Genomic DNA, 11,977 nt, shown 5'->3' with positions numbered 1-11,977 from the left:
TACCCGAACTTCAGGATTATCCTAAAAATCAACATCGTTTATTAATTAAGTAGGCAACTAAAGAAAATACGCTGAATCCACTATTATGGCTTGGCTATGGCATACTGATTCTCAGCATGTTGATTTTGGTCCCAGCGGCAAGTATCTTCATGGTTTTTTATATGCAGCTAGTATTACCATTGTCATTCCTAATTAACACTCTTATCGGTGGAACTATTGGATTTGTAAGTGTCCAAATTATCTATGCTGCACTTCGGCCAACTTTAGCCCGCTATCGCCATGAACTTGAGCAGGCTACTGCTCAAACGATGATAACGATTATTTTGTGCCACCTGCATTTTAATCATAAAAGCTCCAATTCATAGCCAGTTTAGGCAATTGGCCATAAATTGGAGCTTTTAGCATGGAAATCGTTAACTGTTCGTCGCTTGAACCTGGGTCATGCGCTGCTCAAGAATCCATTGCAGCACTTCGGCGGTCGAACCAACGCCATCGATACAAATATCGGCAGTTTCGGCCACCGATGGATGCGATTCTGGATTGATTACGCCAATCGCCACAGCTTGGCAGCCACGTTCACGGGCAGCTGCGATCGCCCGAAAGCCATCAACATCGGTCAAATCGTCGCCAAAGAACATCGCCGCATCAAGTTTTTGATCGTCGATCAGCCAGCCAACTGCACTGCCTTTATGCCAACTAACTGGTGGCCGAACCTCGAAAATCATCAAGCCTTCAGTAATGATCAAATTGTGGGCTGAAGCTAATTCGCCCAGCACTTTGCGCAACCAAGCTTCAGCAGCAACTTGATCGGTGGCCAAACGATAGTGCAAGGTTGCGGTGATGCCCTTGGATTCGAGCACAACCCCTTCGGGCAGCTCGTAGCGCTCCATCGCCACCACGAACTCACGCACCGCAGCGCTAAACGGTTGAGCGGCAGGCACGAGCACACCACCATCTTGGCCCCACACTTCCAAACCATGGTTGCCGATATAGCGCATGGCTGGCAACTGCAACATGCGCTGCACATCGCGGGCCGCCCGACCAGAAACTGCCGCAACTAAGGGCAAATGCTCAGACAATTGGCTCAAAGCAGCGCGGCACAAAGGATCAACTGTCGCACCATCGGGCGTTGGCGCAATCCTGCTGATCGTTCCATCAATATCGGTGATCAATCCCAGTCGCTCGACGGCGATAAGTGGTTGAAGGCGTTGTTTAAGCGTCGTCGAGAGCAAGGCGCGCTCCTTCTAAGCGGAACCACATAAAACCATGTGGTGCTAACGAGAGAAAATAGGGAGTTTCAGCAACCGCTGGAAATGGCGTTTCGCCAATCAATTCGACCAAACGCATACCAGCAAATTCAGCCAAATCTAGCTCGACTGGCTGAATAAAGCGCGAAAGATTGTTGACAATCAGCACAATTTGGTCGGAATGGCTGCGCAAATAGGCCAACACTTTGCGATTTTGAGTTTCGAGAATTCGAATATCGCCGCGGCCAAAGACCGAATAGCGCTTGCGCACCCGAATGAGCCGCTTCATCCAATTCAGCAACGATGATTGGACTCGCTCTTGGGCTTCGACATTGATCGCTTGATAGCCATAAACCGGATCGATAATTACAGGGCTATACAAACGGGCAAAATCGGCAGAGGAAAAGCCTGCATTGCGGTCGCCATTCCACTGCATTGGGGTTCGCACCCCATTGCGGTCGCCAAGATAAATATTATCGCCCATGCCAATTTCATCGCCATAATAAATAATTGGTGAGCCTGGCAAACTCAATAGCATGCTATTCATTAATTCCATGCGGCGCCGCGCGTTATCCATCAAGGGTGCTAAACGACGACGAATGCCGATATTGATTTTCATACGCGGATCTGCCGCATATTCACGATACATATAATCACGTTCTTCGTCAGTAACCATTTCGAGAGTTAATTCATCGTGATTACGCAAAAATGTTGCCCATTGGCAATTATCGGGAATTTTTGGTGTTTGGCGCACAATATCAATAATTGGTGTGCTATCTTCCTTACGCAACGCCATAAACATACGTGGCATAACCGGAAAATTAAACGCCATATGAAATTCATCATCATCGCCAAAATAATGGCGCACATCATCAGGCCACTGGTTCGCTTCAGCGAGCAACACACAATGTGGATAATGCTCATCAACAAATTCACGCATTTTACGCAAAATTGTATGAGTCTCAGGTAAATTTTCGCAATTTGTGCCATCGCGTTCAATCAAGTAGGGTACTGCATCGACCCGAAAGCCATCAACTCCACGATCGAGCCAAAAACGCATAATATTAAACATTTCTTCGAGCACAGCAGGATTTTCATAATTTAAATCGGGCTGATGACTAAAGAAACGATGCCAATAATAGGACTCCGAAAGATCATCCCAAGCCCAGTTGGAGCGTTCAGTATCAGTAAAAATAATCCGCGCATCGCGATACAGTTGATTATTATCGCTCCAAACATAATAATCGCGATACGGCGAATCAGGTTGGCGCGCAGCTTGGAACCATGGATGTTGATCTGAGGTGTGATTAACTACAAGGTCGATCATCACCCGCAAGCCACGGGAATGGGCTGCTTCGAAAAAAGTAACTACATCCTCCATCGTACCATAACTAGGATGCACATTACAATAATCAGCCACGTCATAGCCATCATCTTTGCCAGGCGATGGATAGAACGGCAACAACCATAAACAATCGACCCCTAAACTTTGCAAATAATCCAAGCGCGAAATCAGGCCGCGAAAATCGCCATTCCCATCGCCATTACTATCTTGAAAAGCTCGTACATGCAATTCGTAAAAGATTGCATCTTTATACCAATCGTTTTGCATATAACTCCTTTAGTAGCTAGCGCGCTTCCAAGCCTGAGGCTTGTTCAACCGACTCTGAAGGCTTAACATTAGCGGCTTGTAAAAATGTATCAACCCACCAGTAAATATCATATTGATTGATTGAATGGCGTAATTTGCTAATGTGTTCCATTCGTTCAGCACGCGGCATTGTGACTGCATTATAAATTGCTTGAGCCGTGCCAGTAAGATCATACGGATTAACGGTCAATGAATGTTCAGATAGTTGCATTGCAGCGCCAGCAAATTCACTCAGGATCAGCACGCCATCATCAGGGCCGCAAACCGCATATTCCTTTGCTACAAGATTCATGCCATCCTTTAATGGCGTGATTAATGCAGCATGAGCAGCGCGATAATAGGCTAATAATTCTTCGCGGGGCAACGAGCGATAAATATAATGAATTGGCACCCAACCAATTTTAGTATACTTTCCATTAATTTCGCTCACCAATTGCTGAATTGTTTGCTTCAAATCGGCATATTCGCTAATATCTTCGCGGCTTGGCACGACTACTTGAGTTAATGAAATTGCTTGCTGAAGATCAGGATAGGTTTCGAGCAAGGTACTAAATGCTTGCAAGCGTTCAGGAATCCCTTTGGTATAATCCAAACGATCAACCCCAAGAATTAATTTACGGGCTGGAAACGATTCGCGAATTTGGCCATAGAGGCTATCGACATCTTGGGTATGCGCAGCTGCGCGAAATTCGTTCGGATCGATACTAATCGGAAAGAAACCAACTTTAGTTGGATTGCGATCAGCATGCAAAATTAATGGATATTCACCAGAACGATCGATCTCAGCATCAGGCAATAATGCTTCAACACAAATCAAAAAATTATTCAAATCGCGATTAGTCTGAAAGCCAAGCAAATCGTATTCGAGCAAACCATTGAGAATTTGATCGCGCCACGGCAATTTGAGAAAAATATCGATGTGTGGAAAAGGAATATGTAAAAAGAAGCCAATATGGGCATCGATGCCAAGTTGGCGTAATTCACATGCCACATTAATCAACTGATAATCTTGTACCCAAATATAGGTATCATCGCGATAATGTTCAGCGATGGTTTCAGCATATTTACGATTAACTTGCTCATAGGTTGTCCAATAACTTGGGTCAAAATTACAGCGCGATTGCAAATCGTGAAATAATGGCCAAATAATTTCGTTGGAAAAGCCCAAATAAAACTTTTCCTGCTCTTCTTGGCTCAAGTGAATCGCATGCATATCATAGCCAATGGAATTGGTAGCATCTTCGAGCAATTGATCAACCGTTTGATCAGCATCATTGGTTCCCGACCAGCCGATCCATGTGCCGCGAGCTTGACGCAAAATTGGGTCGAGCGCAGTAACCAAACCACCAGAGGCAGGTTTGAGTAGCGGCGTGCCATTGGGCTGCTCAGCGATTGTAATCGGCAGGCGATTAGAAACAATCATCAGTCGATTCGGTAACTCTTGCATGATTTGCCATCCTCCTTAAAAAACACAGCTTTTATATCAATTCACAGCAAAATACGCAGCAATACAGCAGTATTGCAGGCAAATACAGCACAGCGTTGAGCAGATTCAGAGGTTGAGTAGCAGGGATAATGCCAGAAATAGCAGGAATTTCGTGGGTTAAGCGGAGCGTTTAAGCGATTAGAATGGGCTATTTCGTGGTTTAAGCACAAGCGTATACTGCAATCTAATGTTAATGGATGTTCAAAGATGTAACGTTTTTAACCACGAAGAGTACGAAGAAACACGAAGTTAAGTATTCCAATTTAGCGATCCTTCGCGTTCTTCGCGGTTACGTTAAAAGCTAGATTCCATTCAAGCCGAGGGCGACCGCATTGCCGCGCAGAGCCATAATCACTTCCTCGATCAAGGTTTCGAGTGGTACGTCGAGTTCTTGGGCGCCGCGCAGAATATCATCGCGATTGACGGCGCGGGCAAAAGCTTTATCCTTCATTTTCTTCTTGACCGAGCTGACTTCAACGCTATGCACGCTTTTATCGGGGCGCACCAACGCCACAGCAGTCACAAAACCAGAAAGTTCATCGACCGCATAAAGCGTTTTTTCCATAGGCGTGATCCGCTCAACATGGCAATAATCGGCATGTGATAAAATAGCGCGACAAATCTCCTCGCTCCAGCCGAGTTCACGGAGCACCCGCACTGCTTCGGAGGGATGTTCTGCTGTAGGAGATTGGGCTGCATTGGGAAAACGCTCATAATCGAGGTCGTGAATCAGGCCTACAGTTGCCCAAAGCTCGGCATCAGCCTGTTGACGTTGCGCCATATGACGCATGGAGGTAGAAACCGCGAGGCAATGTTTGCGCAAACTTTCGCTTTGCACCCACTCAGCAAGTAATGCTTCGGCGGCAGCATAACTATTCACCATACAGATCTCCTAAAAATAGCGAGCAAATTGGAGCATATTGCGGGAGCTAAAAAGCAAAGAACACAGAACCAACTCGTTCTATGTTCTTCTTGTATCCATCGCTCCAGCCATATCCACGCAAATGAAACACGAGGCACTGGAAAACGCATTTGGGGTTATAGATGGGTCATTGGCATTGCAGCAAAGGGTTATAAGCCTTCGCCATCAAGCCATGCTTGAACCGCAGCATCATCAGCGCCGGTCTGACCACCTGAGATATAGCGAAAACGTTCGCCATAGCCTTCCATAATATCGTTGCGCTTTGCTTCGGTATCAGCGTCGGAAGCCGTGTCATCAATGCTGATAACACTCCCCGACTCAAGATCGAGATAACAACTAATCGTCGTATCGGCGGTGCGCAAGGCCTCCAGAATTTGTGCGCGGTCAATGGGCGCAGCCATGGTTGAGTCCTCCTAAGGGTTAGTTGAACGTCGTGGTTCAAACATAGCTTAACATACAAACGCGCCCCGAACGGACAATGGAGCGCGGAAGTACGTGCGGCATCGCGATCATACTACAGCACACGGTAGAAGTCAAAAAGAACAGGAAGCGTATGCGACAGCCTGCAATCACGCAGTACATCGATACTTATTGGGACAAACTTGTTCGTCAACAGCCGGAAGATCGAAAAACCTTAATTGGCTTGCCCCATACGTTTATGGTGCCAACCCACGACCCAACCTTCCAAGAAATGTTTTATTGGGATAGTTTCTTTATTGCCTTGGGCTTGGGTGGCACGCGCTACGAAGCGGCGATTGTGGGCATGGTCGAAAATATGGCTTATCTCTACCAGCGTTTTGGCGTGATTCCCAACGCCAGCCGCTATTATTTTCTTTCGCGCAGCCAACCACCGTTTTTCACCCAATTAATTTGGCTGGCCTACCAAAGCAAACAGGCAGCTGGCGATGCTGATTGTGCAACCTGGCTGCAAAGCATGATGGCCTTGGCTGAGCAAGAACATGCCAGCGTTTGGCTCGCAACCACCCACCCGCATCAACGCCAAGTGCATCGCGGCTTGTCGCGCTATTTTGATATTAATTATCTTGATACCTTAGCCTGCTGTGAAAGCGGCTGGGATCATTCGACCCGCTGCAATGGCCAATGGATGAGCCATTTGCCAGTTGATTTGAATAGTATTTTGTATCTGCGCGAATGTGATTTTGCCCAAGCAGCCCGTCTGCGTGATGATCAAGCGGCTGCTGAGCAATGGCAAGTCCGCGCCGCCGAACGCGCTACAACCATGCAAGCAGTCTTTTGGGATGCAGCCAGCGGCTTTTTCTACGATTACAATTATCTTAATGAAGAACTAGATTTGGAAAACCCATCGTTGGCAGGGTTTTACCCGCTCTGGGCTGGCTGGGCAAGCGAAGCCCAAGCAGCGCAGGTTGTTGAACAATGGCTACCCAAATTTATGCGCGCTGGTGGGTTGGTGACGACGCTCAAAACCCATTCAAGCTATCAATGGGCAAGCCCAAATGGCTGGGCACCCTTGCAATGGATCGTAGTTGAAGGCTTGTTGCGCTATGGCTATCAGCAACAGGCTCGCGAAGTGATGCAAGCATGGTGCTCGCTCAACGAAACAGTCTTTGAGCGCACCAACGCTATGTGGGAAAAATATAACGTGGTTGATCCAGCAGGCGAGGTCGAAGGTGGCAAATATGGTTCGTTGCCAGGTTTTGGCTGGTCGAATGCAGTCTATCTCGATTTCAAACGCCGCTTAGATCAAGCAACCATTGAACGTTGGCAGCTTGGCGAGTAGCTTAAACTCCTGGACTCCCCTCGTCCACGGAACACGGGCGAGGGGTCGCCATTGGCTCAACCTAGGCTAGGCCTTGAACGGCGCTAGCCAACATTATTAATTAGATACTCGATCAAGCGTGCCATCGATTTTAGGTCGGCGAAAGCCACATGTTCATTAATCACCCGTACATTGCTATCGGAGCGCTGAATACCCATGGCCACTGCTGGCACATTCATGCCTGCGGTAAAGAAGTGTAATGGCACTGAGAATGGCGCAAGCGGCACAACTTGCGGCGTAGCGCCATAAACCTGCTCGACGGCGGTTGCCAAAGTATTTAATAAGGGTGTACTCAGCGCATTCATGGCTGGTGGATACGCACCTTTGACAATTTCTAAATGCACATCGTGGAAATCGGCACTATTTAAATGCTCACGCAGCAAACGCACAACTTCAGTTGGCCGTTGTTCTGGCACAAGGCTAAAATCAATCAGAACTTCAGCACTCGCCGGAATGGTTGGCGGCGGGCTGTGGCCAGTATCAACGGTTAAATCGGCAATATTACAGGTTGGGTTAAAGGTTTCGGCACGGGCTAGGCCAGCACCACTCATGCCGAATAAAAACTGAGGCATGCCCCATGCTTTGAGCCGCGTCGCTTCATCAAGCTGCAAACCACGGGTCAACTTATTGGCTTCACGCGAAGGTGGCACAACCGCATCGTAAAAACCGTCGATCGTCACTTCTTCACTATCGTTTTTGATCCGATTAACGGCCCAGAGAATCCGCCACGCAGGGTTTGGCACGCTGGTAGCCATATCGGCACCAATCGGAATTTTGGCTCCCTCAGCGCGTAAACGGACTAACAAGCGCCCACGAACCCCAGCATACAAATAGGGCAAGCGCGCCTGATCAAGCCCACCACCATAGCCCACAACGAGGTCGGCAATTAAGTTGTTAGCTTGATCAGCAATCAAATTGGCTAATGATGGGCTACCACTATACCCATCACCTTCGATTAAAAAGGTAATGCCAACTGGTAATTCGCCAGTTTCGGCCAAAATATGGGCCACTGCTGCAATCCGCGCTGCCAAATTGCCTTTATCGTTAGCAACGCCACGCCCATACAACAGGCCTTCACGCTCGGCCAGCGTAAATGGCTCATGAAACCAATCGCGCCAAACGCCCGTTGGCATCACATCGTAGTGATTGAAAAAAAGTAAGCGTTGAGCGCTTTTGCCAGATCGATGGGCTAAAATAATCGGCGCACCTTCAGTCGGGTGAACATTGACCTGAAAACCAAGGCCGCGCAGAAGATCAGCAATTGGCGGCGCAGCGTGTTCTAAGGCCGGTTCGTCGCCAGTAACACTTGGTAAGGCTACCAAGGCACGGACATAATGCAAAATTAGGTCATCGAGAGTGGATAGGGGAGCAACCACGGAGCTTCCTCGCAATCGCACGCCGAACAATATCAAGCGGGTATCTTCATTATAACGGATAACCGCCAAGCCAAAACGACAATCGCTAGCAGACTTTGGCCCAATCACTGCCTATCAAGTGCGAGATGCAGCCATCCGGAAGCCAATGCGCCAAACTTTATTCACGAGCAAGGGTAAAATTTAGCGCTCTGAATTGATGCCGCCGCCACAACCAACTATTAACCTTGAACCAAGCAATACTCGTTATAATTAATCGTCCTTGATTCAACTTAGTGGAGTAACTCATGATTCTTTCGGGAACCCGCCCAGCGGTCATTCATAGCGTCCAGGCTGTTAGCTTACATGGCAGCGTTTTTTATGATGTGATGTTTGCTCACGATGAACAACCTGAGCGTTTGATCAAAGCGCGGCTTGGCAGCGAAGTGATGTATGCCAATCCGCAAGCTGGCGATCTGGTAACGATTAGCTACCTGATGAATATGCCAACCCAAGTCAGCAAACGCGATTAACCCTGAGTGAAGAGCGAGGAAAAGTCAAACCTCAAAGGGTTGAAGGCAAAAAAGCGCCTAGAACTTGTGTGGATTAAAGCCAATAACCAAAACCTATCCAATCCTGATCCCTCATCATGCTTGACAAACAAATTTTTCGGCGTACCATTTGCTTAGTTAGATTAACTAAGCAAATAGTTGCAATCTATCAGCAGTAGTTTGCATGGTCGCAAGCACCCACAGACTGCTGTTTTTTGATGTGGACGAATTTGGACAGGCTAATTGCGAGGGTATTTCATGGCAGCGACAGCACAAGATTCAGAGCAATCACCAAAAGGTGGCTTAGACTACAAATGGAAGGTATTAATTTCGGTGATATTCGGAATCTTCATGGTGATTCTGGATACGACTGTCGTCAACGTGGCATTTCGCACTGTGCAACAAGATCTCGGGGCCACGATTAACGAAGCGCAATGGATTTTGAGCATTTATGTGTTGATGTTGGGGATTAGCACGCCAATTTCTGGCTACATGGCCGATCGGTTTGGCCTCAAACGTACCTATGTAATTGGGCTTTCAATTTTTGTGTTTGGCTCGTTTTTGTGTGGGGTTGCGCCAACGATTGAAACCCTCGTGATTGCGCGGGCAATTCAGGGCTTAGGTGGTGGGTTATCAACGCCACTTGGCACGGCCTTTATCTACGGTGCGTTTCCGCCCAACGAGCGCGGCAAAGCGCTTGGGGTATTTGGGATTGCCATGGTGCTCGGGCCAGCCTTGGGGCCAATTTTGGGCGGATTGTTAGTTGATAACGATCTTTGGCGCTGGATTTTCTTCATCAATGTGCCAATTGGCGTGCTTGGGGTAAGTTTGGCAGTGCGCTGGCTCAAGCCAACTCCGCCAACTGGCAAGCCAAAACTCGATGTTTTGGGTTTAATTACCTCAACTGTTGGTTTTGGTTCAGTGCTCTACGCCGCCACGATTGCCGCCGAACAAGGCTGGGATTCGGGCAATGTAACGATGTGGTTTATCATCGGTGGCATTAGCTTGCTCTTGTTTGGCTTAATCGAATTATTCGTTGCCAAAGAGCCATTGCTTGATTTACGCTTATTCAAAAAGCCAACCTTTGCCATGGCCAATTTGGTTGGCTGGGTCAGCGTATTGGCCTTGTTTGGCGCAGAATTTTTGTTGCCCTTGTATCTGCAAGTGTTGCGGGGCCGCACCGCTCTAGAAACTGGCTTTATTTTGCTGCCATTGGCAATCGCTGCTGGTTTTGCAACACCGACCGCTGGCCGTTTGTACGATAAAATTGGTCCGCGTCCGTTGATCGTCACTGGCTATGCGATTTTGATTTTGAATACTTGGCAACTTTCGCAGCTTCAAGCAGATACCTCAATTGGCTGGATTATGTTCTTGCTAGCGCTGCGCGGTTTGGCACTGGGCATGACTGTTCAAACAACCTTCGTCACAGCACTTTCCGATGTTGATTTGCCCAAAGTGCCACGTGGCTCAGCCTTGATCAATGCTACCCGCCAAGTTATTCAATCAATTGGTGTGGCCGTGTTGGCAACGATTCTGGCGAGCACAACCTCGGTTGCAACCAAAGAATTTCAAGAACAATCGCAAGCCCGCGCTGCAGAAAATGCTCAGGCTGGGATTCATACGCCAGCTTTTGGCTTGTGCGAAACCCCAGGCGTTGATCCGGCTAATAATTTGCCAGCAGGCGTGGCCCAAGCTCCAGCCGAGGTACAAAACCAAGTGCGTAGCAGCATTCAAACCGCGTGTGCTGAACAAGTGGCGGGCTTTGAAAAAACCTATCACTTTACCTTCTATGTTGCGATGGTTGCGCTATTGCTTGGCTTGTTCTTGCCTGGCTGGCCGCTCAAATGGGTTGGCAGAGGTGGCAATGCAGAATCTGCCGTAGCTGCTGGCCATTAATAGCTACTAGAATAACGATTAACGCAATGGCGCAGAGTTAAATGAAAACTCTGCGCCATTGCGTTAATCTGATTCGCTACACAATGGCTCATTAATAGCATTTTTGGCCTAAAACTTGTAAACCAAGCCAGCCATTGACGGTATAATACCAACTCTATATCAGGAGGAACTTACAGATGAAACGCCTCAATCTTGTGGCTCTGTTGAGCTTACTGTTGGTGGTACTGGGAGCGTGTGGCTCTGAAGCAGCAACCCCAACGACTGCACCAACAACTGGTTCAAGCACCGATTCAACGACCGCTCCCGTGACTGGCAAAATCGACCTTGCTGGCCGCGAAGTCACCATCGCCGTCGAAAACTTGTACCCACCATTCAACTACATTAACCCAAAAACTGGCAAAGGCGAGGGCTGGGACTACGACGCATGGAATGCGATTTGTGCAGAATTGAACTGTAAACCAGTTTATAAAGAAGCTTCATGGGAAGGCATGATCCAAGCGGTCAGCGGTGGTCAATTCGACGCTGCTGCCGACGGGATTACAATTACCCCTGAACGAGCTGAACAAGTGGCTTTCTCCGATGGCTATATTAAAATTAACCAACGCTTGTTGGTGCGCAGCGACGAAACCCGCTTCGCGAGCATGGACGAATTCGCCAAAACCGAATTTCGTTTAGGCACCCAAACTGGCACCAGCAACTACGAAACCGCCAAAGGCTTGCTGCCAGAAGCACGAATCCAAGGCTTTGAAACCTTCCCATTTGCCGTAGCTGCCTTGATCAACGGTGACGTTGACGCGGTAATTATGGACGAAACCGCAGGCCAAGGCTATGTTGGCAACAACAGCGACCAATTGAAGTTGGTTGGCGACCCAATCAAGAGCGATGAATTGGGCTTTATCTTCCCCAAAAACAGCGATTTGGTTGCGCCAGTCAATGCAGCCCTCAAAACGCTGCGCGAAAACGGCAAATTGGCCGAACTTGAAAAGAAATATTTCAGCGCCGAATTCAAATTGCCCGAATAAGCGTGCTTAAGCTTCAGTGGTGTAGCGCAAGCTGCACCACTGAGTTATTTCA

10 protein-coding genes are annotated in these 11,977 nt (G+C 48.1%); 4 read left to right on the top strand and 6 right to left on the bottom strand.

Annotated elements, in window-relative coordinates:
• Positions 1-413: 413 nt before the first annotated feature.
• The 5 genes from otsB to SE18_RS06510 all read right to left on the bottom strand — a co-directional run bounded on the left by otsB (position 414) and on the right by SE18_RS06510 (position 5,707).
• Entirely contained in the window at positions 414-1,232 is an 819-nt protein-coding gene (gene otsB / locus SE18_RS06530; protein ID WP_054533630.1) for a trehalose-phosphatase, read from the bottom strand.
• On the bottom strand, positions 1,213-2,859 hold the full coding sequence (gene treS / locus SE18_RS06525) for a maltose alpha-D-glucosyltransferase (protein ID WP_054533629.1): 1,647 nt from the start codon (positions 2,857-2,859) through the stop codon (positions 1,213-1,215). The genes otsB and treS overlap by 20 nt, the downstream gene beginning before the upstream one ends.
• A gap of 16 nt (positions 2,860-2,875) precedes the next feature.
• Positions 2,876-4,345, bottom strand: a complete 1,470-nt coding sequence (locus SE18_RS06520) for an alpha,alpha-trehalose-phosphate synthase (UDP-forming) (protein WP_054533628.1) — start codon at positions 4,343-4,345, stop codon at positions 2,876-2,878.
• 340 nt (positions 4,346-4,685) lie between these two features.
• On the bottom strand, positions 4,686-5,267 hold the full coding sequence (locus SE18_RS06515) for an HDIG domain-containing metalloprotein (protein ID WP_054533627.1): 582 nt from the start codon (positions 5,265-5,267) through the stop codon (positions 4,686-4,688).
• A gap of 188 nt (positions 5,268-5,455) precedes the next feature.
• Positions 5,456-5,707 carry a hypothetical protein gene (locus SE18_RS06510; protein WP_054533626.1) on the bottom strand — a complete coding sequence of 84 codons (252 nt, stop codon included), beginning with the start codon at positions 5,705-5,707 and terminating at the stop codon, positions 5,456-5,458.
• Between the two features lie 152 nt (positions 5,708-5,859).
• Here SE18_RS06510 and SE18_RS06505 point away from each other — a divergent pair, with 152 nt between their 5' ends.
• On the top strand, positions 5,860-7,065 hold the full coding sequence (locus SE18_RS06505; RefSeq protein ID WP_054533625.1) for a trehalase family glycosidase: 1,206 nt from the start codon (positions 5,860-5,862) through the stop codon (positions 7,063-7,065).
• An 83-nt stretch (positions 7,066-7,148) separates the two neighbouring features.
• On the opposite strand, the gene SE18_RS06500 is transcribed toward SE18_RS06505, so the two are convergent.
• The gene (locus SE18_RS06500; RefSeq protein ID WP_054533624.1) at positions 7,149-8,480 is read right to left on the bottom strand and encodes a M20/M25/M40 family metallo-hydrolase; all 1,332 of its coding nucleotides are present in this window, start codon (positions 8,478-8,480) and stop codon (positions 7,149-7,151) included.
• A 284-nt stretch (positions 8,481-8,764) separates the two neighbouring features.
• Between SE18_RS06500 and SE18_RS06495 the strand changes: the two genes are divergently transcribed.
• The 3 genes from SE18_RS06495 to SE18_RS06485 all read left to right on the top strand — a co-directional run bounded on the left by SE18_RS06495 (position 8,765) and on the right by SE18_RS06485 (position 11,925).
• Entirely contained in the window at positions 8,765-8,989 is a 225-nt protein-coding gene (locus tag SE18_RS06495) for a hypothetical protein (RefSeq protein ID WP_054533623.1), read from the top strand.
• A gap of 276 nt (positions 8,990-9,265) precedes the next feature.
• Entirely contained in the window at positions 9,266-10,903 is a 1,638-nt protein-coding gene (locus tag SE18_RS06490) for a DHA2 family efflux MFS transporter permease subunit (RefSeq protein ID WP_083469754.1), read from the top strand.
• Positions 10,904-11,079: 176 nt separating this feature from the next.
• Entirely contained in the window at positions 11,080-11,925 is an 846-nt protein-coding gene (locus SE18_RS06485) for a substrate-binding periplasmic protein (protein WP_054533621.1), read from the top strand.
• Positions 11,926-11,977 lie beyond the last annotated feature (52 nt).

The organism is Herpetosiphon geysericola, assembly GCF_001306135.1.
In the GTDB taxonomy this organism is placed as follows: domain Bacteria; phylum Chloroflexota; class Chloroflexia; order Chloroflexales; family Herpetosiphonaceae; genus Herpetosiphon; species Herpetosiphon geysericola.
This window is presented reverse-complemented; position numbering and strand designations above follow the sequence as displayed.